The 25,097-nt window shown below is 69.2% G+C and carries 22 protein-coding genes; 17 read left to right on the top strand and 5 right to left on the bottom strand.

Annotated elements, in window-relative coordinates:
* Positions 1–3 precede the first annotated feature (3 nt).
* The 6 genes from BM198_RS16100 to BM198_RS16075 all read left to right on the top strand — a co-directional run bounded on the left by BM198_RS16100 (position 4) and on the right by BM198_RS16075 (position 7,313).
* A complete protein-coding gene (locus tag BM198_RS16100) occupies positions 4–1,431 on the top strand; it encodes an MBOAT family O-acyltransferase (protein ID WP_074971303.1) in 1,428 nt (475 codons plus the stop codon).
* An 11-nt stretch (positions 1,432–1,442) separates the two neighbouring features.
* On the top strand, positions 1,443–2,549 hold the full coding sequence (locus BM198_RS16095) for an alginate O-acetyltransferase AlgX-related protein (protein WP_074971301.1): 1,107 nt from the start codon (positions 1,443–1,445) through the stop codon (positions 2,547–2,549).
* Positions 2,550–2,572: 23 nt separating this feature from the next.
* The gene (locus BM198_RS16090) at positions 2,573–3,220 is read left to right on the top strand and encodes an alginate O-acetyltransferase AlgF (RefSeq protein WP_139233634.1); all 648 of its coding nucleotides are present in this window, start codon (positions 2,573–2,575) and stop codon (positions 3,218–3,220) included.
* A 69-nt stretch (positions 3,221–3,289) separates the two neighbouring features.
* Entirely contained in the window at positions 3,290–4,681 is a 1,392-nt protein-coding gene (locus BM198_RS16085) for an alginate O-acetyltransferase AlgX-related protein (RefSeq protein ID WP_074971299.1), read from the top strand.
* A complete protein-coding gene (locus BM198_RS16080; protein WP_074971296.1) occupies positions 4,672–5,787 on the top strand; it encodes a polysaccharide lyase in 1,116 nt (371 codons plus the stop codon). Before BM198_RS16085 ends, BM198_RS16080 begins: the two co-directional genes overlap by 10 nt.
* A 14-nt stretch (positions 5,788–5,801) precedes the next feature.
* On the top strand, positions 5,802–7,313 hold the full coding sequence (locus tag BM198_RS16075) for a right-handed parallel beta-helix repeat-containing protein (protein ID WP_074971294.1): 1,512 nt from the start codon (positions 5,802–5,804) through the stop codon (positions 7,311–7,313).
* 30 nt (positions 7,314–7,343) lie between these two features.
* Here BM198_RS16075 and BM198_RS16070 read toward each other — a convergent pair whose 3' ends face one another.
* On the bottom strand, positions 7,344–8,006 hold the full coding sequence (locus BM198_RS16070) for a class I SAM-dependent methyltransferase (protein WP_052807570.1): 663 nt from the start codon (positions 8,004–8,006) through the stop codon (positions 7,344–7,346).
* 336 nt (positions 8,007–8,342) lie between these two features.
* Between BM198_RS16070 and BM198_RS16065 the strand changes: the two genes are divergently transcribed.
* The gene (locus BM198_RS16065) at positions 8,343–8,990 is read left to right on the top strand and encodes a phosphatase PAP2 family protein (protein ID WP_074971341.1); all 648 of its coding nucleotides are present in this window, start codon (positions 8,343–8,345) and stop codon (positions 8,988–8,990) included.
* Between the two features lie 48 nt (positions 8,991–9,038).
* Complete coding sequence (gene tam / locus BM198_RS16060) at positions 9,039–9,809, top strand: trans-aconitate 2-methyltransferase (protein ID WP_074971292.1); 771 nt, start codon at positions 9,039–9,041, stop codon at positions 9,807–9,809.
* Here tam and BM198_RS16055 read toward each other — a convergent pair whose 3' ends face one another.
* Together BM198_RS16055 and BM198_RS16050 are read right to left on the bottom strand one after the other, a co-directional pair.
* Positions 9,810–10,172: a DUF3509 domain-containing protein gene (locus BM198_RS16055; protein ID WP_044404789.1), complete on the bottom strand. Its 363-nt coding sequence runs from the start codon at positions 10,170–10,172 to the stop codon at positions 9,810–9,812. It abuts the gene before it with no gap.
* Between the two features lie 174 nt (positions 10,173–10,346).
* Positions 10,347–12,233 (bottom strand): diguanylate cyclase, encoded by a 1,887-nt coding sequence (locus BM198_RS16050; protein ID WP_083422398.1) that lies wholly within the window; start codon positions 12,231–12,233, stop codon positions 10,347–10,349.
* A 250-nt stretch (positions 12,234–12,483) separates the two neighbouring features.
* On the opposite strand from BM198_RS16050, the gene BM198_RS16045 reads away from it, so the two are divergent.
* The 6 genes from BM198_RS16045 (at position 12,484) to BM198_RS16020 (ending at position 20,144) form a co-directional block, all read left to right on the top strand.
* Positions 12,484–14,190 carry an amidase gene (locus tag BM198_RS16045; protein WP_074971290.1) on the top strand — a complete coding sequence of 569 codons (1,707 nt, stop codon included), beginning with the start codon at positions 12,484–12,486 and terminating at the stop codon, positions 14,188–14,190.
* Positions 14,191–14,729: 539 nt separating this feature from the next.
* Entirely contained in the window at positions 14,730–15,758 is a 1,029-nt protein-coding gene (locus BM198_RS16040) for an alpha/beta hydrolase (protein WP_074971288.1), read from the top strand.
* Positions 15,759–15,782: 24 nt separating this feature from the next.
* Positions 15,783–16,832 (top strand): NAD(P)-dependent alcohol dehydrogenase, encoded by a 1,050-nt coding sequence (locus BM198_RS16035; RefSeq protein ID WP_074971285.1) that lies wholly within the window; start codon positions 15,783–15,785, stop codon positions 16,830–16,832.
* A gap of 89 nt (positions 16,833–16,921) precedes the next feature.
* Positions 16,922–17,815: a LysR family transcriptional regulator gene (locus BM198_RS16030; protein WP_074971283.1), complete on the top strand. Its 894-nt coding sequence runs from the start codon at positions 16,922–16,924 to the stop codon at positions 17,813–17,815.
* A gap of 171 nt (positions 17,816–17,986) precedes the next feature.
* Positions 17,987–19,210 (top strand): MFS transporter, encoded by a 1,224-nt coding sequence (locus BM198_RS16025; RefSeq protein ID WP_244165702.1) that lies wholly within the window; start codon positions 17,987–17,989, stop codon positions 19,208–19,210.
* A gap of 25 nt (positions 19,211–19,235) precedes the next feature.
* The gene (locus BM198_RS16020; RefSeq protein ID WP_074971281.1) at positions 19,236–20,144 is read left to right on the top strand and encodes a LysR family transcriptional regulator; all 909 of its coding nucleotides are present in this window, start codon (positions 19,236–19,238) and stop codon (positions 20,142–20,144) included.
* 7 nt (positions 20,145–20,151) lie between these two features.
* Here the strand turns inward: BM198_RS16020 and BM198_RS16015 are convergent, their stop codons facing one another.
* Positions 20,152–21,132, bottom strand: coding sequence for an XdhC family protein (locus BM198_RS16015; protein ID WP_074971279.1), 981 nt, complete (start codon positions 21,130–21,132; stop codon positions 20,152–20,154).
* A 221-nt stretch (positions 21,133–21,353) separates the two neighbouring features.
* Here BM198_RS16015 and BM198_RS16010 point away from each other — a divergent pair, with 221 nt between their 5' ends.
* Genes BM198_RS16010 through BM198_RS16000 form a run of 3 tightly spaced genes read left to right on the top strand, consistent with a single transcriptional unit; the run spans position 21,354 to position 24,542 of the window.
* The gene (locus tag BM198_RS16010; protein WP_074971277.1) at positions 21,354–21,800 is read left to right on the top strand and encodes a (2Fe-2S)-binding protein; all 447 of its coding nucleotides are present in this window, start codon (positions 21,354–21,356) and stop codon (positions 21,798–21,800) included.
* A gap of 11 nt (positions 21,801–21,811) precedes the next feature.
* A complete protein-coding gene (locus tag BM198_RS16005) occupies positions 21,812–24,037 on the top strand; it encodes a xanthine dehydrogenase family protein molybdopterin-binding subunit (RefSeq protein WP_074971275.1) in 2,226 nt (741 codons plus the stop codon).
* A gap of 31 nt (positions 24,038–24,068) precedes the next feature.
* Positions 24,069–24,542, top strand: a complete 474-nt coding sequence (locus BM198_RS16000) for a (R)-mandelonitrile lyase (protein WP_083422397.1) — start codon at positions 24,069–24,071, stop codon at positions 24,540–24,542.
* Positions 24,543–24,586: 44 nt separating this feature from the next.
* Here BM198_RS16000 and BM198_RS15995 read toward each other — a convergent pair whose 3' ends face one another.
* Positions 24,587–25,039: a cyclophilin-like fold protein gene (locus BM198_RS15995; protein ID WP_244165701.1), complete on the bottom strand. Its 453-nt coding sequence runs from the start codon at positions 25,037–25,039 to the stop codon at positions 24,587–24,589.
* Positions 25,040–25,097 lie beyond the last annotated feature (58 nt).

The raw sequence follows: 25,097 nt of genomic DNA, 5'->3' as shown, positions 1-25,097 counted from the left end.
CCGATGATCTTCGCCTCCAACGTCTTCCTGTTCCTCTACCTGCCGGTCTTCCTGCTGGTGTACTTCCTCGCCCGGCCGGCGTGGCGCTCCAGCGTCATCGTCGCCGCCAGCTACCTGTTCTATGCCTGGTGGCGGCCGGACTTCCTGCTGCTGTTCGTCGGCATCACCTACTGGAACTTCTGGTTCGGCCTGCGCATCAGGCAACAGCAGGAGGCCGGCAACCGCCAGGCTGCCAGCCGCCTGCTGTGGCTGGGGGTGATCGGCAACCTCGCCACCCTCGGCTACTTCAAGTACGCCAACTTCGGTGCCGAGGTGCTGGCGGCGCTGCTGGCCCCGCTGGGCATCAACACCTTCACCCTGGAGCACATCCTGCTGCCGCTGGGCATCTCCTTCTATGTGTTCCATGCCCTGAGCTACATCATCGACATCTACCGCAAGGACGCCGAGCCGACGCGCAACTTCATCGACTTCGCCGCCTTCGTCGCCCTTTTCCCGCACCTGGTGGCCGGGCCCATCCTGCGCTACAGCCAGCTGGCACCGCAGCTGCGCCAGCGCACCCACTCCCTGGAGCTGTTCTCCATCGGCGTGGGGCGCTTCATGGTCGGCTTCATCATGAAGGTGCTGATCGCCGACAACCTGGCGCCGGTCAGCGGCCTGTTCATCGCCCAGGGCGAGCTGCAACTGGTGGAGAGCTGGTTCGGCCTGCTGGCGGCCTGCTTCCAGCTCTACTTCGACTTCGCTGGCTACAGCAACATGGCCATCGGCCTGGCGCTGATGATGGGCTTCCGCTTCCCGGAGAACTTCAACCAGCCCTTCGTGGCCCAGAGCGTCACCGAGTTCTGGCAGCGCTGGCACATGACGCTGGCCCACTACCTGCGGGACTACGTGTTCATGCCGCTGGTGCGCAAGCGCGTGGCCGGGCCGATGCCGGCGCTGGTCCTCACCATGCTGCTGTCGGGCCTGTGGCATGGCGCCAGCTTCGCCTTCATCTTCTGGGGGCTGTTCTTCGGCGTGGCCATGGTGATCGAGCGCCAGCTGGGCATCGCCACCAAGATCACGACGCCCTACCGCTTCTGGCGCAACATGCGCACGGCCGTGCTCATCCTCCTCAGCATGCCGCTGTTCTTCACCAACGACCTGCGCCACAGCCTGGACATCTACGCCGGCCTGCTGGGCCTGAACGGCCTCGGCAGCCTCGACCTGTACATCCTCGGCACCTCGCGCATGGCCATGGCCTTCAACCTGGTGGCGCTGGCCTGGCTCGTGCTGGCCGGCCGCAACAACGTTCGCTACTACGCCGGACTGAAGGACGGCTACGTCATGCAGCACTTCGGCGGCGTCCAGGCCCTGGTGCTCTGGAGCGGCTTCTTCGTCGCCCTCAGCAGCCTGGCGGCGAACTCCTTCTCGCCCTTCCTGTATTTCCAGTTCTAGGAGCGGACCCGATGAAATTCCCCGTGATCACGTCGGCCAGCCTGTGGAATGGACTGCTGTTCATCGCCCTGCTGGGCGGCATGTTCCTCTACTCCCTGCCGGCCGTGTTCAGCTTCGGCAAGACCCAGACCGACACCTGGTCGCTGTTCGTGGACGGCAAGCTGCTGCGCAAGTTCGAGCAGTTCTACGACAAGCGCTTCTTCCTCCGCGAGCCGTCCGTGCAGGCCTGGGCGGACATCCGCTTCCTGCTCTTCGGCGAAGCCACCAGCGGCGTGGTGCTCGGCCGGGATGGCTGGCTCTTCACCAACCAGGAATACCTGGTGACCCGCGACCTGCCCGCCAACCTGCAGCAGCAGGTGCAGGCCATCGTCCAGGTGCACGACCGCCTGGCGGCGCACGGCAAGAAGCTGGTGCTGCTGCCCGTGCCGATGAAACTGGACATCTACGCCGCCCGCGCCCGCGTGCAGCCCGACCTGCGCGCGGTGGCGCTGTACGACCGTTTCGTCGAGCAACTGAAAGCCGCAGGCGTCGACGTCACCCCGGTGCGCCACGCCTTTCTCGCCGCGCGGGACGACCAGGCCCTGTTCCTGCCCAACGACACCCACTGGAGCCCCGAAGGCGCACGCCTCGCAGCGGCCACCTTCGCCCGGGGCAACCCCGCCCTGGTCGGCACCACGGCCTACCGCTCGCAGCAGGTGGGCAGCAAGCCGCACAAGGGTGACCTGATGAACTACGTGCAGTTCGACACCGGCCTGGCCGCCACGGATTTCGCCCCGGTCGACCTGCCCCTGTTCGAGACCCTCAAGGCCGAGCAGACGGTCAGCGATGCGGCGCTGTTCGACGACGAAGGCAGCCCGCTGCTGCTGGTGGGCACCAGCTACAGCAAGATCGACGACTGGAACTTCGTCGGCTTCATGAAGGAATACCTGCACAGCGACCTGGTGACCCTGGCCCAGGAAGCCCGTGGCCCCTTCCAGGCCATGGAGCTGCTGCTGCAAGGGCCGCAACTGGCCGACCCCGGCCTCGACACGGTGATCTGGGAATTCCCGGTGCGCACCGTGCTCGCCCAGAACATGGTTGCCGCGCGCGCCCGCGCCGAGCAGCCCAGCCACTTCTGATTCGACGACCAAGGAGACCCCTCATGCGAATCACTTCCCGTCTGCTGAGCGCACTGGCGCTGCTGCTGGCCATCCACCTGCCGGCCCAAGCCGCCAAGGATGCCAATGCCGACCTCTACGACGCCGTCGCCCCGGCCGACTCCGCCTTCGTGCGGGTGCTCAACCTCTCCGACAAGGGCATCGACGTGACCCTGAGCGGCAAGGTCAACCCGCAGAAAGTGCCGGCCGGGCAGATCGGCGGCTACCGCTTCGTGCCCCAGGGCAAGCACCGCATCGCCACCGGCACCCTGGCCGTCGAGCCCGAGCTGAAGGCCAACACCGCCACCACCCTGCTCTACACCGGCAGCGAGCTGATCGTCATCGCCGACGCCTTCGTCAACGAGCCGAAGAAAGCCCAGGTGGCCTTCTACAACCTCACCGGCCAGGACGTGGCGCTGAAGACCCGCGACGGCAAGCACGACATCGTCCAGGCACTGGGCAAGAACCAGACCGGCAGCCGCATGGTGAACGAGATCAAGATCGGCTTCGCCGCCTACGCCGGCGAACAGAGCCTGGCGCAGTTCGACGAACTCTTCCTGAAGAAGGGCCGCTCCTACAGCTACGTGCTGCTGCCCCAGGCCGGCGGCTACCGCACCCTCAGCCTGGCCAACAGCGTCGACCCCACCGAGTGATGCGACGACAGGGATCGGCGCCCGTCCCCACGGGCGCCCACCTCAACAACGGATGAACCCGCCTCGACCATGAAGAAGACCTTGCAGCACGGATTGGCCCTGTTCCTGGCCCTCGCCAGCCTCCCGGCGCTCGCTGCCGAGGCGCCCACCTGCGGCGACCTGGAATGCCTGCTCTGCCCCGGCCTGACCGATCCCCAGCAGTACGCCGAAGGCAACATGAAGCTCATGCGCGAGATTGCGCCGGGCAAGGACCGCTGGCTGTTTCGCTCCGTGGTCGACCTGACCAACGACTTCGGCATCCCCACCGCCATGGAGCCCGAATTCGCCCGGCTGATGCGCACCTTCAAGGCCCAGGGCACCGACGTGGTCATCGCCATCCAGCCCACCCGCGGGCTGATGCACCGGGACAAGATCCGCCCCGACCGCGCCTACGGCTTCGACTACGCCAAGGCCAGCGCCAGCCTGCGCCACTTCGCGGGGCAGCTGCGGGCCGGCGGCGCCATCGTGCCGGACGTCATGCAACTGGTGGAGCACCCGCCGCAGAAGGAATACTTCTTCCGCCGTGACCACCACTGGACCCCGGCCGGGGCCGAGGCCACTGCCCGCCTGGTGGCCGACGAAATCCGCCGCCATCCGCTGTACGCCGGCCTGGCGAAGAAGCACTACCAGACCGAGCCCGGCGTGATGGTGCCCAAGGACGGCACCATGAACCTGGCGCTCTCGCGCATCTGCGGCAACAACTACGGCTTCCAGTACGTGCGCGGCTTCCAGACCATCCCGGTCAGCGACGATGCCGACGCCCTGTTCGACGACGCCCCGGACCCGGACGTGGTGCTGGTCGGCACCTCCAACTCGGCCGCGCGGGAGGACGAAAGCAAGCAGTTCAACTTCGACGGTTTCCTCAAGCAGTACCTCGACGTGGACATCCTCAACTACGCCCTCCCCGGCGCCGGCCAGGACGGCGCGCTGCTGGAGTACCTGCAATCGGACAGTTACTCGCCGGACAAGCCGCCCAGGCTCATCGTCTGGGAGCTGCCGGCCAACTACCGCCTGCAAGACCCGCTCAGCTACCGCCAGCTGATTCCCGCCATCAAGGGTGGCTGCCGCGCCGAGCCCCTGGCCCGCAACACACTGCAAACCGGTGTGCTCAAGGTCAACCAGCGCATCGAACTGCTCAGCAATGCCGGCGACCAGCGCCGCGACCTGAGCGGCATGGACGGTTTCCTCGACATCCGCATCAGCGACCGCAACCTCAAGGACTTCTACGTGATCGTCTATTACGACAATGGCGCCCGGGACAAGGTGTGGTTCCGCCGCGAGGCCGTCGTCACCGGTGGCCACTACTACCTGGAACTCAGCCGGGCCGAGGCGTTCAAGGGTGCCAACCTGCTTTCAGTGTTCATGGAACCCACCGTGGACATCGCTCAATCGACCCAGGTGGACGTGCAGTTATGCCGCTGAGCCGCCACCTGCTCTGCGCCCTCGCCCTGCTGCTGGTGCTGCCCATGAGCCCGGCACAGGCGGTCAACTCCCTCTGGGCCAACCAGGCAACGCCCCAGGCCGCCATGGTGGGCGACTACCGCAGCCTGGGCTGCCCGTACCCCGCGCCCGAGCCCTACACGGGCGCCTTGCAGTTCGAGAGCAAGTACGACCAGCGCGATGTCACCAAATCGCGCCTGAGCGCCACGCCCGATATCCAGGCCAAGAAGGTCCAGGACCAGGTGAAGGGCTACATCGGCGGGCTGATCCGCGCCTCCAAGGAGTTCCAGCGGGCGAAGCGCCCCGAGCGGGCCAACCAGGCCCTCGCCTGCCTCGACACCTGGCTCGGCCACTGGGCCCACGCCCGCGCGCTGGAAAACCCCGACGCCAGCAAGACCGGCATCGCCGCACGCAAATGGGCGCTGGCTGCCATCGGCTCCACCCTGCTCAAGGTGCGTGCCCTCAGTGACGGCCGCTATGAGCTGGACAGCGAGCAGAAGGCCTGGCTGGAGCGCCTGGCGGAACGGGTGATCGCCGAGTACCAGCCTCGTCACGTTCCGGACTTCCCCTACTTCAACAACCATGACTACTGGGCCGGCTGGGCCGTGGCCTCGGTGGGGATGCTGGTGGAGCGCGAAGACTTCATCGCCTGGGCCGACTACAGCCTGCGGCGGGGCCTCGCCCAGGCCCAGCGGAGCACCAACGGCGACTACGCCTACCTGCCCCTGGAAGTGGCCCGCGGCAAGCTCGCCAGCACCTACACCCAGTACGCCCTGGTCCCGCTGGTGCTGCTGGTGGAGAGCGCCGAAGCCAACGGCCGGCCGCTCAGCGGCGACGAGCGCCAGACGCTGTGGCTGCTGGCCAGCTTCGCCGCCCGCAGCCAGCTCGAACCCGAGAAGCTGCCGGAGCTGCAGGCACACGACCAGGACGAGGCCGCGCCCTACAAGCTCGCCTGGCTGATCCCCTACCTGCACCGCTACCCGGGCCATCCCTGGGCCCGGCGGCTCTACGACGAAATGGGCGGCGACGTGGACAACTACAGCCAGATCGGCGGCCCCATCAAGCCGATGTACCCGACCCAGGATTGAAAGAAGGACCGCACATGCGCCAGGTCATATTCCGCTCCGGCCGCCGCCTGCTCGCAGGCCTGTTGCCCCTGCTGCTGGGCCTTGATGCCCAGGCGGCCAGCTACCAGCCGCCCCATCCGGCCCTCAGCCTGCTGCCATGGGATGGCCAGCAGGCCGAGCTCCAGCACGCCCGCGACGCCATCGCCCAGGCAGTCCTCCCGCCCCTGGAAACGGCCGTGCCCGCAGGCCGCGCACACGCCAGCCTGGAGACGATGTTCTCCTCCCAGCAGGGCAGCTGGTACTTCGAGCCCTTCGCCAGGAACGGCCTGTTCCGCGCCATCGCCGGCTACCAGGCCCACCACCCGCAAGCGGTGGTGATCAGCGGCGGCAGCCTGACCCTGGAACAGCTCTCCAGCGCACTCAACGACCCCCGCGTGCTGAAGCGGCACAAGGACGGCTACCTGCTCAGCTACCCGCTGGTGATCGCCCCTGGCGCAGCCCTGCGGGTCGAAGGCAGCACGCTGTACCTGTACACCCCCTCCGGCACCGCGCTGATCAACCGAGGGCTGCTGCAGCTCAAAGGCGCCACCCTCTCCAGCTGGAAAGGCGAATCGGCAGGCGACACCCAGGACCCGTATCGCCCCTTCGTGATGGCCTGGGCCGGCAGCACCCTGCACATCGAGGATTCACACCTGGAGCGGCTCGGCTACAACGCCAACTTCACCCGGGGCATCACCACGGCCCTGAGCCCCCAGCAGCCCGCCTCCACAGCACCGGCACGGGTGCTGGTGCGCAACAGCACCTTCAACGACCTGTCCACCGCCCTGGAGCTGCAGCACGCCCGCGCGCGGGTGCAGGGGTCGCGCTTCAGCGACCAGCAGCAGTACGCGGTGGACCTGAAAGACAGCCAGGTCGAAGTCCTGGGCAACCGTATCGACGGCGTGCAGAACAACAGCGGCCTGCGCGCACGCGGCCAGGTCAGCGGGCTGATCGCCGACAACAGCGTGCTGAACACCGCCAAGGCCGGCATCGAAGTGGTAGAGCAGCAAGGTGCCCTGGGCATCCGCCGCAACCTGCTGGGTGCCTCCCGCGGCACCGGCATCCTGCTGAACCAGCTGGCACCCAGCGAACTCCGGCCGCTGCTGCTGGAGGGCAACCTCATCGGCAACACCCAAGGCAGCGGCATCGACGCCAATAATGTCGGCGGCGCGCTGTTCCTGGTGGGCAACCAGATCGGCAACAGCCCCGAATACGCCGTCAGCCTGCGCAACCCCCAACGCCTGCCCGGCCGCCTGGTGCTCACCGGCAACACCCTGGGGGGCATTGGCAAAGCCATGGTGCGGGTAGAAGGGCTGGAGCAGATCGTGCTCGGCGGCAACCGTTTCCAGGGCAACCCGGTGTTGCAGAGCGCCTTCATCGGCGACCTGCTGCCGGTGCAGAGCCAGGTACTGGAAAGCACCGTGCGCCACCCCTGCCTGCTGCGCGTGGACACCGGAGCCGGCGCTCCGGCTGCTGAACTGTTGCTGGATGAGGGCTGCAAGGGCTGAGCGACGCAGTCGACCTATGAGACAGCCAGCTCACTCCACCTTGCGCAAGGTATACACCCGCCACATCGCCCAGCCCGGCAGGACGTCCTGGTGGCCGATGATCTCGAAGCCGGCTTGGCGGAACTCGGCCTCGACCTCGCTGCGGCGTGCGACGTGTCGGTCGCGGTCGCCACGGCCCAGCCGGCGGCGACGCCAGGCGCGGTAGTTGCCGTCCACCCAGAGCGAGAGGATCAGCGTGTCGCGGGTGACCCGGTGGAATTCCCGCAGCATGGCCAGGCGCTGACCGGGCTCGCCGAGCCGGTGCATCAGGCGCATGCAGAAGATGCAGTCGACGGCGTTCTCGCCCAGGTCGATGCCGAAGGCGGAGGTCTGCAGCAGGCGGATGCGCTGCAGCACGTTCGCCGGCTGTTCGTGCAGGGCCACGTCCAGGCGGCGCGCGGATTCGTCGGCGCCGATGACGATGCGGTTGGCCCAGCCCACCAGTACCGGCCAGAAGCGGCCGCTGCCACAGGGCAGGTCGAGCACCAGGCAGGGTTCCCCGGCCAGGCGCAGCGCGCGGCGCGCCACCTGGTCCTCGCGCCAGTTGGCCAGCCGCCGCCAGAGGCTCGGCCGGGGCGCAGCCGCGTCCAGCGACGCGGGCACGAAAGCCGGCTCCAGGGTGCTGCCCGATTGGGCCCGACGGGGGTCAGTCATTCCATCCACTCCCAGTGACAGGGAGGGCCAGACTAGGGGGGCATCAATCAACCGGGTGTCAAAACCGCGTGAAAAAAACATCAATCGCCGTGCGGGTTTTCACGGGGACTTCAGCACTGTGTTTTTCACGCAAAAATGACACGCCCGCGCTTAAGGTCGGCGCCCATGCCCACCTGCACGTCCGGCAGGGAGGGCCTGACCGTATAAGGACCGACCATGAACCACACCCCCGACGCCACCTTCCCTACCGAACTGGAGGCCGATACCCCGCCCCGCGCGACGGTCGTCTCGCGGCCGTTCAACTTCCGCCTGTGGGCGGTGCTGCCCCTGGTCTGCATGGCCGTCTTGCTGGTGCTCGACCCGACGCGCCTGGACTTCGCCATCGCCAACGCCTTCTACGACCCGGCCACCGGATTCGTCGGCGGGCACAGCTACTTCCTCGAAACCATCCTGCATGACCGGGTCAAGCAGGCCGTGATCGTGATGGCGGTGTTCGCCCTGGTGGGCTTCGTCGCCAGCCTGGTGTTCAAGCGCATGGCCGGCTGGCGCCGCTCGCTGGGCTACCTGGTGCTGGCGCTGGGACTGTCCACCGCCATCGTCACGCCGCTCAAGGCACTGACAGAGGTGCACTGCCCCTGGGATCTCACGGCCTTCGGTGGCGAGGAGGTCTACACCCCGCTGCTGTCCCAGCGTGCGCCCACCGACCACCCCGGGCGTTGCTGGCCGGGCGGACACGCCTCCAGCGGCTTTGCCTTGCTGGCACTGTTCTTCTTCCTGCGGGACCGCCGCCCACGGCTGGCCCGTGCGGCCCTGATGGGCGCGCTGGTGCTGGGGTCGGTGCTGTCCCTGGGACGGATGATGCAGGGCGCGCACTTTCTCTCGCACAACGTCTGGACGCTGCTGTTCGACTGGATGATCTGCCTGGTCACCTACCGCCTGGTGCTCTACCGCCCGGCAGCATCGGAGCCGCCCGCGCTGGCGTGAACAGGCGGCTGCGAGGATGATGGGCGCTTCCCGTCGGAGGAGCCCGCCATGACCTGGTCCGCCCAGCAGTACCGCAAGTTCGAAGACGAACGCACCCGCCCGGCCATCGAGCTGCTGGCGCGGGTGCCGCTGACCGACGTGCACCACGCCATCGACCTCGGCTGCGGCCCCGGCAACTCCACCCAACTGCTGGTGGAGCGTTACCCGCACGCAGCCATCAGCGGGCTGGACAGCTCGCCCGACATGCTCGACGCCGCTCGCCAGCGCCTGCCGGGCGTGACCTTCCTCGAAGGCGATATCGCCCAGTGGACTGCCCAGGTGGCACCGGACCTGATCTTTGCCAACGCCTCCCTGCAATGGCTGCCGGACCATGGCACCCAGCTGCCGCGCCTGCTGGCGCAACTGGCACCCGGCGGCTGCCTGGCGGTACAGATGCCCGACAACCTCGACGAGGACTCCCACCGCCTGATGCGCGAAGTGGCTGCCCGCGGCCCCTGGGCGGACGCCCTGCGCGAGGCGGCCGGAGCCCGGGAGGCGCGCCATGCACCGAAGTGGTACTACCGCCTGCTGACCCAGGCCGGCGCCCGCGTCGACCTGTGGCGCACCACCTACTACCACCCGCTGGCGGGCGGCCCGGGGGCCATCATCGAGTGGCTCCGCGCCACCGGGCTGCGCCCCTTCCTGGCACCGCTGGACGATGCCGACCAGCAGGCCTTCCTGGCGGCCTACCAGGCCGAACTGGCTGAGGCCTACCCGACCTTGGACGACGGCAGCGTGCTGCTGCCGTTCCCGCGCCTGTTCCTGGTGGCCCAGCGCTGATCAACGCACCGCGTCGGCCAGGGCCTGGCCCGGGCGGCGCACGGCGCGGCGGGCGAACAGGGTCTTGGCGGCGGTGAAGTGGATGGGGTCACCGGTGAAGGTGGGCAGCTCGGCACGCACCCACTGGTTGCCCTCGCCCTTCCAGCTCACTTCCCCGGCGGCCAGCTTCAGGTCGCGGGTCAACTCACGGATGACACGGCGCACGCGCTGCTCGCAGAACACCACGTCACCGTCGATGGCCTTGCGCAGGGGCTCTGCGTCACCGTGCTTGAGGCACAGCAGCAGCATGCCGTCGGGCCGGGGAGTGATGGCGATCTCGTAGCCGGGGAATGCCTGGAAGAGTTCCTGGATGGCGATGCTCATGGGGAGGCTCCTTGGGTTCGGTGTCCTCCCTTGGGTGCAGACCTCATGCCACACCACCCCCGTGGCGGGTCCCCAGGCAAATCAGTCACTTGCGTGCGCTCGACATCACCCTGCCATTTGCAGGATGCAAGGGTGGCCCCTCCGGCGCAGGGTGTTCTGCAATGCCGAAGGCCGTCAGCCGTCGACCACCACCTGGTTGCGACCGCCTCGCTTCGCCTCGTAGAGCGCGGCATCGGCACGCTGCAACAACACCTCGGGGAGCTGGCCGGGCTGCGGCACCATTGCGGCCACACCGATGCTCAGGGTGACGTGGCCCAGGGGCGAACGCTCATGGGGCAGGTGCAGCGCCTCCATGGCCTCGGCGACGCGGCGTGCCAGGCCCAGCGCCCCTTCGACGCCGCTGTTCTGGGCGAGGAAGACGAACTCCTCGCCGCCGTAGCGCGCCATCAGGTCGCTGGAACGGCACAGCGTGGCGCTCAGGGCCTGCGCCACCTGGCGCAGGCAGGCGTCGCCGGCCGGGTGGCCGTAGTGGTCGTTGTAGGGCTTGAACCAGTCCACATCCATCACGGCCAGGGCCAGCGGCTCCCCGTTGCGCTGCGCATGGCTCCAGGCCTGGCTCAGCATCACGTCGAAGTGCCGCCGGTTGGCGATGCCGGTCAGGCCGTCGGTGAGGCTGAGGGTCTTCAGTCGACGATTGAGCACCTGCAACTCGTCGGTACGTTCGGCCACCCGTTGCTCCAGCAGCCGTTCCGACTGCTGCAGGGTCTCCACCAGTTGCTGCTGGGCGCGTAGCAGCTCGTCCTTCACCCGGGCCTTTTCGCGGCGCATGACGTTGTAGCGATCGGCCAGGGCGAAGGCCAGCAGCATCATCTCCATTGCCGAGCCGAGCTGGGTGCCGTCCACGGTGAAGACGTTGGTGGGCAACAGGCCGATGGCCCGCAGGATGGTGGTGGTGCCCCCGGCGATGAGCAGGGCGAAGGCACCGATGAAGAAGTACGCGGTGCGCTGGCGCCTGAAGGCACAGGCCACGGCCACGCCGACGATCAGCAAGGCCGTGGCCAGGTTCAGCAGCACTGCCGCGCGGGCGAACACCGGCAGCGCCATCCAGTACAGCGCCGGGGTCAGCAGGTACAGCCCCACCAGCGCCAGCATCAGCCGGTCGGTACGCGGCAGGCTTTCGCGGGTCTGCAGCATGCGCCGGGTGAACAGCAGCATGCCCACCAGGGCGAGGGACACGCCGGAGTAATAGGCCTCGTTGGAATTCAGCAGCAAGGCGTCCCAGGGCGACTCCGGTGCCAGGCCGTTCTTGCTGGCCAAGCCCAGCATCATCAGGCCGACGTAGATGACGTAGAACAGGTAGGTGCGGTCGCGCAGCACGGCGAACAGCAGCAGGTTGAAGAGGATCATCGCGGTGGCGATGCCGAAGTACCACGCCTGGATCGCGTAGTCCTCGCGCTCGGCAACATGGAAGGCCGCCTCGTCCCAGAGCTTGAGCGGCACCAGCAGGCCAATCTTGGACGCCACCCGCAGGTACACCACCTGGGTCTCGCCAGGGGCCAGCAGCAGCGGGAAGACGAAGTTGCGATTGGGGTAGAGACGGGTGTCGAACGGTCGGTCGCTGCCGGTGAGCACCGCGCGATAGCCCCCCTGGCCGTCCGGCAGGAAGGCGTCGACCTGGGACACGCGCGGGTTGTCCACCACCAGCATCCGGCGCAGCGGCACGTCGCCCGGATTGTGCAGCGCCACCCGCAGCCAGAACGCCGAACGGGTGAAGCCCAGCGCCAGGGCGTTGGCCGGCGCTCTCCCACCCTCGAAACGCTCGGCCAGCGGCGGACTGCGCACATCGTCCAGGCCGTAGCGGGCCTGCGGGTCCTCCAGCAGGCCCAGGGCGTCGGTCAGCGACAGCGGTTGCTCGCTCATCGCCGCGGCATCCACCACCTCCTCCGCCCGAGCCGGCGCGGTTGCCAGCACCAGGGCCACGAGCAGGCACGCCCAGAGACCGAAGAGGCTGGGCAGGGAAAGCGTGTTCAGGAAGGCAGGTGCAGGATACGGCCGATTCATGCGGCGTTCTTTTCTGACAAGGCGGGGGAAGTCTACAAGAGGAAAAACCGCCTCGCCAAAACCCGCTGGCGGACGCGAACAGGCCACCCACATGCGAAAACGCGACCAGGAGATTCCGCCCGACGCCGCCAGATGCTAAATAGGTCGCCTCGACTCGCCCGGCCCACGGCCCGGGAGGCATCGAGCCCCGGGCCCTGCCCGCCGAATTCCGAACCACGCGTGCCACGCGGCACCTGCCAGCGGTGACCCCATGATCGAAGTAACCGAAGTTTCCATTGCCGACCTGCGCGCTGCGCTGGAGTCGGGCCGGACCACCGCCGTCGAGCTGGTGAAGGCCTACCTCGCCCGCATCGACGCCTATGACGGCCCGAACACCACCACCGCCCTCAATGCCGTGGTGGTGCGCAACCCCGAGGCCCTCGCCGAAGCCGAGGCCTCCGACGCCCGCCGCGCCCGGGGCGAAACCCTCGGCCCGCTGGATGGCATCCCCTACACCGCCAAGGACAGCTACCTGGTCAAGGGCCTGACGGCCGCCTCCGGCAGCCCCGCCTTCAAGGACCTGGTGGCCTACCGCGACGCCTTCACCATCGAACGCCTGCGCGCCGCCGGCGCCATCTGCCTGGGCAAGACCAACATGCCGCCCATGGCCAACGGCGGCATGCAGCGTGGCGTCTACGGCCGTGCCGAAAGCCCCTACAACGCCGGCTACCTCACCGCGCCCTTTGCTTCCGGCTCCTCCAACGGTGCCGGCACCGCCACGGCTGCCAGCTTCGCCGCCTTCGGCCTGGCCGAGGAGACCTGGTCCAGCGGCCGGGGCCCCGCCTCCAACAACGGCCTGTGCGCCTACACCCCGTCCCGTGGGGTGATCTCCATCCGTGGCAACTGGCCGCTGACCCCGACCATGGACGTGGTGGTGCCCTACGCCCGCACCATGGCCGACCTGCTGGACGTGCTCGACGTGATCGTCGCCGAGGACGCCGAGAAGCGCGGCGACCTCTGGCGCCTGCAGCCCTGGGTGCCGATCCCCTCGGTGAGCGAAGTCCGCCCCGCCCGCTACCAGGACCTGGCCGCCGGCACCGAAGCCCTGGCCGGCAAGCGTTTCGGCGTGCCACGCATGTTCATCAACCAGGACCCGGACGCCGGCACCAGCGAGAACCCCGGCATCGGCGGCCCCACCGGCCAGCGCATCCACACCCGCCCCAGCGTCATCGCCCTGTGGGAGCAGGCGCGCCAGGCCTTGGAAGCGGCCGGCGCCGAAGTGGTGGAAGTGGACTTCCCGCTGGTTTCCAACTGCGAGGGCGACCGCCCCGGCGCGCCCACGGTGTTCAACCGCGGCATCGTCGCCAAGGAGTTCCTCCACCACGAGCTGTGGGACCTGACAGCCTGGGCCTTCGACGACTTCCTCCAGGCCAACGGCGATCCGAAGCTCAACCGCCTGAAGGACGTGGATGGCCCGCAGATCTTCCCCCACGAACCCGGCACCCTGCCCAACCGCGAGGGCGACCTGGCGGCGAGCATGGCCGAGTACGTGACCATGGCCGAGCGCGGCATCACCCCCTGGGACCGCATCGAGACCCTGCCCGACGGCCTGCGCGCCCTGGAGTACACCCGCAAGATCGACCTGGAGGACTGGATGCAGGCCCAGGGCCTGGACGCCGTGCTGTTCCCCACCGTGGCCGACGTGGCCCCGGCGGATGCCGACGTCAACCCGGCCTCCGCCGACATCGCCTGGAGCAATGGCGTATGGGTCGCCAACGGCAACCTCGCCATCCGCCACCTGGGCGTACCCACCGTCACCGTGCCCATGGGCGTGATGGCCGACATCGGCATGCCGGTGGGCCTGACCTTCGCCGGCCGCGCCTATGACGACAACGCCCTGCTGCGCTACGCCGCCGCGTTCGAGTCCACCGGCTCGCGCCGGATCGTCCCGCCGCGCACGCCCCCGCTGAAAGGCTGACCCCCTGCACCCCGCCACCCGGCGGGGTGCTTGCATTCAGGCTGCGAAAGGCTTCTAACGCCGCAGGGCAGCGTCCTGGGCGAACGCCTCCGGCAGGCACTCCGGCACCACCCGCACCCGTGGCGCCATCAACGCGCGATGCGGGTACTGGATGACCATTGCGCAGTTCCCCGGGTCATGGAATGCCTGGAACACCACCTTCAACCGCCCCGCCTGCGGGTACGGCGGCTGGCGGGCGTCATGGCCCAGCCCGACGATGTAGCGCCCGAACTGTCGCCCAACTGCAGTGACCTGGACACCGCCCGCCCCTCGGCGAACGGGTTGCGCGGCTGACCGGGCGATTCAGGGGCAACGCCTGAAACGTGCGGAATTCCCCGAGAACCATGAGCTCGACCGAGGCGCCACGGTTGCGAGGCGCTCCACTGTGACGCACCGGATTATGCAATCTGGTGCATCGCCGCCTGCGCTAAAGCCCACTTATTGGCCCGGCGCAGGCGCCCTAGAGTCCTGCTCTCCACGGCACCTGCTCGGAGCAGACCATGAAGACCTTCCTCCTGGCCCTCGGCCTCCTGTTCAACTCACTCGTGGCAACGGCAGCAGACATGTCCCATCAGGCAGACAACTTCTACACCAGCGACAAGGTCACCCAGCAACGGGTGACCTTCCTCGACCAGTACCGCATGCGCGTGGTCGGCAACCTGTTCATCCCCCGCGACATCGCCCCCGGCAGCCGCAATGCGGCGTTGATCGTCGGCCACCCCATGGGCGCGGTGAAGGAACAGAGCGCCAACCTGTACGCCACCAAACTGGCCGAGCAGGGCTTCATCACCCTGGCCATCGACCTGCCTTTCTGGGGCGAGAGCGAAGGCCAGCCGCGCAACGCCGTCTCCCCGGACCTCTACGCCGAAGCCTTCAGTGCCGCCGTGGACTACCTCGGCACCCATGACCGGGTCGACCGCGAGCGCATCGGCGTGCTCGGCATCTGCGGCAGCGGCAGCTTCGCCATCGCCGCCGCCAAGATCGACCCGCGCATGAAGGCCATCGCCACCGTCAGCATGTACGACATGGGTGCGGCGAATCGCCAGGCACTGCACCACTCCCTGACGCTGGAACAGCGCAAGCGCATCCTCGAAGAGGCCGCCCAGCAGCGCTACGTGGAGTACACCGGCGGTGCCACACGCTACACCGGCGGCACGGTCACCCGTCTTGAGCCTGACACCGACCCGATCCAGCGGGAGTTCTTCGACTTCTACCGCACGCCCCGTGGCGCCTTCACGCCTGCCGGGCAGAGCGCGGACCTGACCACTCGCCCCACCCTGACCAGCAACGTGAAGTTCATGAACTTCTATCCGTTCGAAGACATCGAAACCATCTCGCCGCGCCCCCTGCTGTTCATCACTGGCGCGGACGCCCACTCCCGCGAGTTCAGCGAAGACGCCTACCGCCGTGCGGCCGAGCCCAAGGAGCTGGTGGTGATCCCCGGCGCCGGGCATGTGGACCTGTACGACCGTGTGGGGCTGATCCCCTTCGATCGCCTGACCGCGTTCTTCCGCGCCCACCTCAAGTAAGCCCACCAGCTGAAGGAGCCCACCATGACCGTTCACGCCTACGGCGCCCATGCCGGCGACAAGCCGCTCGAACCCATGACCATCCAGCGCCGCGCGCCCGGCGCCCATGACGTGCAGATCGACATCGCCTTCTGTGGCGTCTGCCACTCCGACCTGCACCAGGTCCGCGCCGAGTGGGCCGGCACCCGGTTCCCCTGCGTGCCGGGCCACGAAATCGTCGGCCGCGTCAGCGCCGTAGGCGCCCATGTCTCGACGCTCGAACCGGGCGACCTGGTGGGTGTGGGCTGCATCGTCGACAGCTGCCAGCACTGCGCCGACTGCGACGCTGGCCTGGAGAACTACTGCGACGGCATGGTCGGCACCTACAATTTCCCCACCCCGGACGCGCCGGGCTGGACCCTGGGTGGCTACTCCGAGCGCATCGTCGTGCACGAACGCTATGTGCTGCGCATCCGCCACCCCGAGGAGCAACTGGCCGCCGTGGCACCGCTGCTGTGCGCCGGCATCACCACCTGGTCGCCGCTGCGCCATTGGCAGGCGGGTCCGGGCAAGAAGGTGGGCATCGTCGGCATCGGCGGCCTGGGCCACATGGGCATCAAGCTGGCCCATGCCCTGGGCGCGCAGGTGGTGGCCTTCACCACCTCCGAGGGCAAGCGCGAGGCCGCCCTTGCCCTGGGCGCCGACGAGGTGGTGGTGTCGCGCAATGCCGAGGAGATGGCCGGCAACGCCGGCAGCTTCGACCTGATCGTCAACACCGTGGCGGCGCCCCACGACCTCAACCCCTTCCTGGCCCTGCTCAAGCGCGATGGAACCCTCACCCTGGTAGGCGCACCGGCCAGTCCGCATACCCCGCCGGAGGTGTTCAAGCTCATCTTCAAGCGCCGCAGCATCGCCGGCTCGATGATCGGTGGCATTCCCGAAACCCAGGAGATGCTCGATTTCTGCGCCGAGCACGGCATCGTCGCCGACATCGAACTGATCCGCGCCGAGCAGATCAACGACGCCTTCGAGCGCATGCTCAAGGGCGAGGTGAAGTACCGCTTCGTCATCGACTCGGCCACCCTTTCCGCCTGACCGCCGACGGGCGCCCACCCCGGGCGCCCCTTGCGCTGGGACCTCGGCCCCGCAAGAATTCCCGCACACCCTCCCCCGCCCGGACCGCCATGCCCCGCGAACCCTACAGCGACCTGCTCGCCCTGCTGGCCGTGGCCGAGGAGCGCAGCTTCACCCGTGCCGCCGCGCGCCTGGGCATGTCGCAATCCATGCTCAGCCACACCATCCGCAGCCTGGAGGCGCGGGTCGGCGTGCGCCTGCTGACCCGCACCACCCGCAGCGTCTCGGTGACCGAGGCCGGTGAGCAGTTGATCGCCGTGGTCGCGCCGCGCCTGCAGGCCATCGAAGCCGAACTGAGGTGGGTCACCGACCTCAGCGAGCTGCCGACCGGCACCCTGCGCATCACCGCCACCGAGCACGCCATCGAGACGCTGCTCTGGCCACGGCTGGAGCCCCTGCTGCCCCGCTATCCGCAACTGAACCTGGAGTTGCACGCCGACAACACCCTGGTGGACATCGTCCAGGAGCGCTTCGACTTCGGCGTGCGCCTGGGAGACAGCCTGGCCCGGGACATCACCGCCGTGCGCATCGGCCCGGACCTGACCTTCGCCCTGGTGGCCGCGCCCGCCTACCTCGCACGGCACCCGGCGCCCGCCACGCCCCAGGCACTGGCCGAGCACCGCTGCATCAACCTGCGCCTGCCCACCCGCGGCAACCTCTGGGCCTGGGAGCTGTGCCGCGACGGCCAGGCCCTGAACGTTCGGGTCGACGGGCAACTGGTGTTCAACGAAGTGCGTGCCATCGTCAGCGCCGCCGTCGCCGGCTTCGGCCTGGCCTACGTGCCGCTGGACCGGGTGCAGGCGCACCTGGATGCCGGGCACCTGGTGCCGGTGCTGCAGGACTGGTGGAGCACCTTCCCCGGCTACCACCTGTACTACTCGAACCAGCGCGAGCTGTCCCGGGCCATGCAGGTGGTGATCGAGGCCCTGCGCCACCCGGACTGACGCGATTGTCCAATCCGGCTCATGGCCGCGTGCAACCCCTGCGGTTCTTCGCCGGTGCCCGGCTGCCTATGATGGCCCCCACCTGAACGAACGCCACTCCGGCCTTTCCCTACCTACCGCTCGCGGTGCTGCCCAGGCAGCGCCAGGGCCCATCCTTTCCGCGAGAATCCCATGCGCCCCATCCCGTCCACCCCAGGCAACACCGCCCTCGGCAGTGCCGTCGGCTCCCTGGCCCTCTGCGTTGCCCTGCTGATCGCCTCGGAGTTCATGCCGGTGAGCCTGCTCACCCCCATCGCCCAGGACCTGCACGCCACCCAGGGCCAGGCCGGCCAGGCCATTTCCATCTCCGGCCTGTTCGCCGTGCTGGCCAGCCTGCTGATCGCCCCCCTTGCCGGGCGCTACGACCGCCGCCGGGTGCTGATGGCCATGACCGTGCTGATGCTGCTGTCGCTGGTGCTGATCGCCCTGGCCCCCAGCTTCACCCTGCTGATGACCGCCCGCGCCCTGCTGGGCCTGGCCATCGGTGGTTTCTGGTCGCTCTCCACGGCAACCGTGATCCGCCTGGTGCCGGCAAGCGAGGTGCCCCGCGCACTGGGCTGGATCTTCATGGGCAATGCCGTGGCCACGGCCTTCGCCGCCCCCATCGGGGCCTACCTGGGCGGCCTGTTCGGCTGGCGCGTGGTGTTCGGCGGCCTGGTGCCCCTGGTGCTGGCCACCCTCCTCTGGCAGTTGCACAGCCTGCCGTCGATGCCGCCCCTGGCGAGCATACCGGTGGGTCGTCTGTTCGGCCTGCTGCGCCGGCGCCATGTGCAACTGGGCATGCTCGCCACCATGCTCACCTTCGCCGGCGCATTCGGGGCCTTCACCTACTTCCGCCCGTTCCTGGAGCACGCCACCGGCATCGATGCCCGGCAGCTCTCGGGCCTGCTGCTGGGCCTGGGCCTGGCCGGGTTCGCCGGTACCCACTTCGCCAGCCACATGCTTCAGCGCGAGCGCCTCTACCCACTGCTGCGCTACCTGCCCCTGGCCCTGGCCGTCGTCACACTGGGCCTGGTCGAGCTGGGCCACTCGCTGGGGGCCGTGGCTGCGCTCATGGTCGGCTGGGGCGCGATCAATGCCGCCATCCCGGTGTGCTGGTCCACCTGGCTGGCCCGCGAGATCGACGACGAACCGGAGAGCGGCGGCGGCCTGATGGTGGCCGCCATCCAGCTGGCCATCATGCTCGGCGACGCCCTCGGCGGGCAGTTGCTCGACCGCTTCGGCAGCAGCGCGCCCCTGCTGGGAGGCGCCGTGATGCTGCTACTCTCCGGCGTGCTGATCGGCTCCGGCTGGCGCATCCGCAAACCGGGTCGCCAGCAGGCCGGGCACGGCCCCGCCATCGGTGATGCACGTTGATCCCCACCCGCCCAGGAGCCCCCGCATGAGCGACGACCTTCTCCGCGATGCCTTCAGCGGCCTGGTGGCCCTCGTGGCCGTAGCCCGCGAGGGCAGCTTCACCCGTGCCGCCGCCCACCTCGGGATCTCCCAATCGGCCGTCAGCCACGCGGTGAAGGGCCTGGAGCAGCGCCTCGGCACCCGCCTGCTGGCACGCAACTCGCGCACCGTCGCGCCCACCGAGGCAGGCGAGCGCCTGCTGCGCACCGTGGCCCCACGCCTGGCCGAGATCGACGCCGGCATGGCCGACCTGGCGGACCTGCGCGACAGCCCCACCGGCAGCATCCGCATCACCGCCTCCGACCATGCCCTGCGGACCGTGCTGTTTCCCCGGCTGAAGCGCTTCCTGCCGCAACACCCGGGCATCCATGTCGAGCTGCACTCCAACAACCAGCTTGTCGACCTGGCCGCCGAGCAGTTCGACGCCGGCGTACGCCTGGGGGACAGCCTGGCCCAAGACATGATCGCCGTACGCATCGGCCCCGACCTGCGCTTCGCCGTGGTGGCCACCCAGCGCTACCTCGAAGGGCGCGCCCTGCCGCACCACCCGGACGACCTGCAGGCGCACAGCTGCATCAACCTGCGGCTGCCCACCTATGGCGGGCTGTGGGCCTGGGAGTTCGGCCAGGGCGACCAGGCCTGCAACGTACGGGTGCCCGGCCAGCTGATCTTCAACAGCATCTACGACTGCCTCGACGCGGCCATCGCCGGCCTCGGCATCGCCTATGTGCCGGAAGACATCGCCCTGCCCTACATCCGCAGCGGCCACCTGCGCTCGGTGATGCAGGACTGGTGCCCCTACTGGGCCGGCTACCACCTCTACTACCCCAGCCGCCGCCAGCCCTCCGGCGCCATGTCGGCGCTGATCGCCGCACTGAAGGTGGACGCCCGCTGAGGGCGCGTCACAGCGCGTCCCGCGGCCGCCCCCGGTACACCCGCAGCACATCCGCCATCACCGCCAGGGCGATCTCGGCGGGCGTGCGGCTGCCCAGCGCCAGGCCGATGGGCATGTGCAACCGGGCGACCTGGGCCTCGTCCAGGCCGCCGGAGCGGCGCAGGCGCTCGGCCCGCGCGCGGGAGGTGCGCTGGGAGCCCATCACCCCGATGTAGAAGGCCGGCGTGCGCACTGCCTCGATCATCGCCAGGTCGTCGATGCGCGGGTCGTGGGTCAGGGCCACCACGGCGGTGGCGCGATGGCAGCCATCGGCGGCGATGAACAGCGAAGGCAGCACCGGCCGTACCTCCACGCCGGGCACAGCGAAGCCCGCCAGCGCCTCCTCGCGTGGATCGCAGACGATCACCTCGAAGCCCATGGCCTGGGCGAACTGGGCGCAGAACACCGAGACCGGGGAAATCCCGGCGATCACCAGGCGCGCCACCGGACCGACGCGAATGGCGACACTGCGCTCGTCGGCAGCGGTCTCCAGCCGGGTACCCAGGCCATCGTCCGGCTCCAGGCGCAGGCCGCCGTGCTCCAGGTCCACGTGGCGACGGCAGGCACGCTGCCCGGCCAGCGCCACCTGCAGCGCCTCCAGGTGCGCCCAGGTGTCCGGCACCGGCAGCAGGCGCTCCACCAACACCGCGAGAATGCCGCCACAGGGCAGGCGGATGCGCGCGCCCTGCGGCCCATCGGGGTCACCGTAGCGAATGCGCGTCACCGCCTGGTTGAAGTCACCGGCCACCAGCCGTTCGAGGAAGTCCTCCTCCACGCAGCCGCCGGAGAGCGAGCCGACATGCTGGCCATCCTCACGCGCCACCAGCAGCGAGCCAGGCTCGCGAGGGGCGGAACCGAAGGTGGCCAGCACCGTGTTGAGCCAGATGACCCGGCCCTCGCGGGACCAGGCCAGGGCGCGTTCGATGACCAGCATGTCCAGCTGTTGCATGGCGGTGTCCTGACACGACGGGAAAGTTCGCGACCCTAGCAGCGACGGGCCATACGGCCCATATCGCCGCCTCGAATGTGGCCATGAACGGCATCGATGAATGGATTGTTCGATGCCGTGCATAGGGGCATTCGGCGGGGCGGCGTTTCCCCGGCGCCACGTCTCTGGGCTAATACCTGGCCCCACTCCCGCGTGCAGAACGCCCCACCGAGGACACGACGATGGAACTGATGATCAACGGGACCCGCCGCCAGGTGGACGCCAGCCCCGATACCCCGCTGCTGTGGGTGATCCGCGAGGAACTCGGCCTGACCGGCACCAAGTACGGCTGCGGCGCGGCCCAGTGTGGCGCCTGTACCGTGCTCGCCGACGGCCAGCCGCTGCGCGCCTGCGTGATGCCGGTGAGCGCCGTGGCCAACATGGCCATCACCACCATCGAAGCCATCGAGCAGGACCCGGTGGGCCAGCACGTGGTGGAGGCCTGGGTCGAGCACCAGGTGCCCCAGTGCGGCTATTGCCAATCCGGCCAGGTGCTCACCGCCACCGCCCTGCTCAAGCGCAACGCCAGGCCCAGCCAGCAGGAGATCACCAACGCCATGGTCAACCTGTGCCGCTGCGGCACCTACAACGCCATCGCCGATGCGGTGCAGCAACTGGCCAAGGCCTGAGGAATACCGCCATGAACCTATCGCAGTTCCTCGGCACGCTGCCCATCGATGGCACGCCGCTCAACCTCTCACGCCGCCGGTTCGTCGGCGCCAGCCTCGGTGCCCTGGTGCTCGGCGCGCTGCTGCCGGCCCCGGTGCTGCGCGCGGCCGAAGTCGCCACGGTGAAACCCGGCACGCGCCTGCCGGCCTTCCTGGAGATCCGTGCCGACGGCAGTGCCCTGCTGCGCAGCCCCTTCGTCGAGGGCGGCCAGGGCATCTACACCGCTTTGGCACAGATCGTCGGCGAGGAGCTGGACATCGCTCCGGAACGCTTCAGCGTCGAGTGCGCGCCACCCGGGCCGGACTACCTGCTGGTCAACGGTGCCCGCTTCACCGGCGGCAGCTTCTCGGTGCGCTCCAGCATCGAGGTGATGCGCCGCCTGGGCGCCAGTGCGCGGCAGATGCTGCTGCAGGTGGCGGCCGCCAAGCTCGACGTACCGCTGGCCAGCCTCGACACGCGCCCTGGCGAGGTCGTCCACCCCGCCTCCGGCCGCACCCTGGGCTATGGCGAACTGGCCACCCTGGCCGCCGCCCTGACGCCTCCCGCCGAGGTGAAACTGCGCGACAGGAAGGACTTCCGCTGGATCGGCAAGCCAGTCAAGCGCCTCGACGCCCGCGACAAGGCCACCGGCAAGGTGGCCTACACCATCGACCTCACGCTCGACGGCATGCTGCTGGCCGCCGTTCAGCACGCCCCGCGCATGGGCATGGAGCCGGAAGCCCTGGCCAACGAGGCCGAGGTCAAGGCCATGCCCGGCGTGCACTCCGTCCACCGCCTGCCTGGCGCCGTGGCCGTGGTGGCCCAGCGCTGGTGGCAGGCCCGCCGTGCGGTGGAAAGCCTCAGGGTGAGTTGGCGCGAGGCACCGGCAGGCACCGCCCACGCCATGCCGGCGGACTTCTCCTCGGCGGCCTTTCGCGAGCGCCTGGCAGCCACGCCGGGGCCGGGTGTGGTGGCCGAGCAGAGCGGCCAGCCCGACGCCCAGTTCGGGCCGCAGGCCACGGTCATCGAAGCCACCTACGACGCGCCCTACCTCGCCCATGGCCAGCTGGAGCCGCCGTCCACCCTCGCCCGCTACAACGCCGACGGCACCCTGGAGCTGTGGCTGCCCAACCAGGCCCCGGAGATGTTCCAGCAGGCTGCCGCCAAGGTGGCCGGCCTGCCGCCGGAGAAGGTCATCCTGCACTCCCCGCCCCTGGGCGGCTTCTTCGGCCGGCACTTCCTCTACGGCACCGCCAACCCGTTCACCCAGGCCATCCTGCTGGCCAAGGCGGTGAAGGCGCCGATCAAGCTGATCTGGACCCGCGAGGAGGAGTTCCTCCGCGACGCCTTCCGCCCCATGGGCGTGACACGCCTGCGGGCCACCCTCGATGCCCAGGGGCTGCCCCACGCGCTGGTGGCCGAGACCATGGGTGAAAGCGCCACGGAACGCTGGTTCGGCCGGGTCCAGGGCAAGGCCAACGACAACGCCGTGGAAGGCCTGGCCGGCAAGGTCTACGCCATCCCCCACCGGCGCGTGTCGCAGGTGTACGTAGAGCACCCGCCCACCCTCGGTTTCTGGCGCTCGGTGGGCCACTCGATGAACGACTTCTTCTACGAGTCCTTCCTCGATGAACTGGCCGATGCCGGCCAGCAGGACCCCTATGCGCTGCGCCTGCACCTGCTGGCCGAGCAACCCCGGCACAAGACCCTGCTGGAAGCGGTGGCGGCGCTGTCCGGTGGCTGGAAGCGCGGCCCCTTCACCGCTGCCGACGGCAGCCGGCGGGCCCGGGGCGTGGCCATGGCCTCCCCTTTCGGCAGCGAAGTGGCGACCATCGCCGAGGTGTCCATCGAGCAGGGGCAGATCGTGGTCCACGACGTCTGGGTGGCCTTCGACCCCGGCTCCATCGTCAACCCGGCCATCGTCGAAGCGCAGGTGAAGTCGGCCGTGGCCCTGGGCCTGTCCTCCGCCCTGCTGGAAGAGGTGGTGTACGAGAACGGCCAGCCACGTGCCCGCAACTTCGGCGCCTATGCCGTGCTGCCCCAGGCGCGCATGCCCCGGGTACACGTGCGCATCGTCGAGAGCGGTGCGCCCATGGGCGGCGTCGGCGAGCCGGGCCTGCCCGGCGTGCCACCGGCCGTGGCCAATGCCGTGGCCGCCCTCACCGGCCAGCGGCTACGCAGCCTGCCCCTGTCCCGGGCGCGCTTTGCCGACGCGTAGGTGTCGGCCCCAACCACACCGGAGAACCGCCATGAAGCACCCGTTCCGCACCACCCTGCTGCTCGCCCAGCTCTGCACCGGCACGGCCCTTGCCGGCGAGGCCGAAGGCATCCAGGTGCAAGCCAATGGCGCCCAGGCCAGCCAGAGCGGTCCGGCCGACTACTTCACCGGCCAGGCGGTGGTGGACATGCTCTTCACCGCCACCGACTACAGCCCGGCCAGCGGCGCCCACGTCACCTTCGCCCCTGGCGCCCGCACGGTGTGGCACAGCCACCCGCGCGGGCAGACCCTGCTGGTCACCTCCGGCCAGGGCTGGGTGCAGGAATGGGGCAAGCCGCGCCGGGTCATCAACCCGGGTGACGTGGTGCGCATCGCACCGGGCGTCAAGCACTGGCACGGTGCAACGGCCACCCAGGCCATGCGCCACATCGCCCTGCAGGACGCCCAGGACGGCAAGGCGGTGGACTGGCTGGAACCGGTCAGTACCGAGCAGTACACCCCCTGAAACACCGCGGCGGCCCTTGGGCCGCCGCTTCGCTTTTACCGTCCTCAGGGTTCGAGCCGACGGATCACCACCCTCAGCGGCCCGGCCTGGCGCAAGGCCTCCACCCCACCATCCAGCCGGCCCAGCCGCACCAGCCCGCGGGAAAAGCGGAAATCCCTGTGGAAGATCGCTAGGTTGCCCCAGGGCGCGTAGTAGGCCAGGTCACCGGCCCTGGGCGTGTATCCGTCGGGCGCGCCTTCGGTGGTCAGCCGCCTGGGCAGGTCGCTGATCTTCTCGGTCTCGGCGTAGTCCTGGAGGACCCGTTCCATCGGCAGCTGGGCGAGGAATTCGCGGGTGCTGGGCGTGTCGTCGAGGGTGGCGGTGAGGGTCGTATCGTCGAGCTCGAGGCGGATCTGCATGGTGGGCTCCTGGGCGTGAGTGGGGGCGGCAAGGGCCAGCAGGCTGGCCAGGGTCGAGGCCGACACAAGGGGCAACCAGCGACGGCGCAGGTTGGACATTCGGGCTACCTCGTGGACAAGGGCGGTCGATCCGGAGGGTGCCGTCCGCCGTCCCGCC

The organism is Metapseudomonas otitidis, assembly GCF_900111835.1.
GTDB classification, from domain to species: domain Bacteria; phylum Pseudomonadota; class Gammaproteobacteria; order Pseudomonadales; family Pseudomonadaceae; genus Metapseudomonas; species Metapseudomonas otitidis.
Note: the sequence above shows the minus strand (reverse complement) of the source record. Positions and strands in the feature narration are given on the sequence as shown.